Origin of the sequence: Allochromatium humboldtianum (assembly GCF_013385175.1) — a bacterium.
Lineage (GTDB): Bacteria > Pseudomonadota > Gammaproteobacteria > Chromatiales > Chromatiaceae > Thermochromatium > Thermochromatium humboldtianum.
In genome coordinates this window covers 1-1,299 of the sequence record NZ_JABZEO010000055.1, presented here as the reverse complement: position 1 = coordinate 1,299, position 1,299 = coordinate 1, and the positions used below count along the sequence as shown (strand labels likewise).

Sequence of the window (1,299 nt, the reverse complement as noted above, 5' to 3'; positions counted from 1 at the left end):
CTTATACAAACTATACGTAGGCGCAGAATCCTGAATGGTCTGCCGGGCGCGATGGTTCTGTGGCAGAACGGCCATTGGATTGGCGGATGCGTTGGCTGGTTCTTCCGGGGCGTCGGTATCCGCAGGTTGAGGCTGCCCGGTCGCCGTCGATGCCGGTGGCGGCGGATCGTTATGATCGTCGTCAGCGACAGGGCCGGGCTTTTCATCCGTCATCGTGGCCTGGATGTGGCTGGCTACCCGTGATACCTGATTGTTTTCGTGGCGTTCTGATTCGTGTAGCAAATCCGGCAGGCTGGCATCAAGTTCGCAGGCCTGGGCAAACCTGAGAGGGTGGTCGTGTACCTGGTACAGCTCACTCAATACATGGCCGGTCAGTGGGTCGCGGTGTTGGCCGATCAGGCTGATCCAGCCGGTCAAGCGCAGCACCACCAGTACGCGCCAGGCGGTCTCGTAGCCAGCACGCTGGCCCAGCGGGATCGAGGTGAGGTAGCGGCGCAGTTGTCCAAGATTCGCCAGCGGACTGAGGCCGTCAGCGGCACGCAGCATCCGAAGCACCTGCCAGCCATTGCGTTCAAGGGGCGTCAGGCGGGTGTCGAGCATCAGGGCGGTAGGAGTGCCAAGTAAGGTCTCGCCTGCAGAGGCGTTGCTGTGAGGGTGCGTCATGTCAGTTCTCCAGAATGGCAGGCGGGTTCGCCCGATGCCCTGCATCTCACTGGAGTTCTGTTTTCATGTCAGGCAACAATAGGTTCTGCGGCACAACCCTATTTCATACCGCCGTCAGACTGTGGCCGCTGACGTTCGGTGCGCGACGGCGGGGCCTTTCCGATGCACTCGGGCATGAACAGGCAAAGCAGCATTCACGCGGTTACAACCGCTTGACTCACACATTCAGGCCAATAACAAAAGTCAGGGGTACAGTCGGATAATGGGAGGGTGAGGCCGTTGCCTGGCTTGCCACAACGACCAGGCTTGTTGCTCGGCAAGATACTGGCGAGCGCTGCCCAGTCCAGCCAGTTCCAGTCGGTGCGCGAGTTCGGCACGGACAGGCAAGCGGCCATTCAGTACGGCACGCAGATGGCGGGGGCTGAATCCCAGGTGGGTAGCCAGGGCATCGGCGTTGATGCCCAGCGCTGGAAGTACGTCAAGGCGTAGTGCTTCGCCTGGGTGAGGTGGATTGTGCATGGGGATAACGTTCTCCGGCTTCCAAGCAGAGGGACAAGCGTTATGGATGCGCACGTTGCTCGGTTGGACGATAAAAGCCTGTTTTGCTTATCCGGTTATCATTGTGCCTTAGAAAGT

At 59.8% G+C, this 1,299-nt stretch carries 2 protein-coding genes; both read right to left on the bottom strand.

Annotated features, from left to right (window positions below; translation table 11 throughout):
- Window positions 1-663, bottom strand: a 663-nt coding sequence (locus tag HW932_RS21425; RefSeq protein WP_246296966.1) for an STY4528 family pathogenicity island replication protein, incomplete at its 3' end; no start/stop codon positions are given.
- A gap of 243 nt (window positions 664-906) precedes the next feature.
- The gene (locus HW932_RS21420) at window positions 907-1,182 is read right to left on the bottom strand and encodes a HigA family addiction module antitoxin (protein WP_206186202.1); all 276 of its coding nucleotides are present in this window, start codon (window positions 1,180-1,182) and stop codon (window positions 907-909) included.
- Window positions 1,183-1,299 lie beyond the last annotated feature (117 nt).

Coding starts and splice junctions, on each gene's coding strand:
- HW932_RS21420 (WP_206186202.1), bottom strand. CDS start 1,182: ATGCACAATCCACCTCACCCAGGCGAAGCACTACGCCTTGACGTACTT.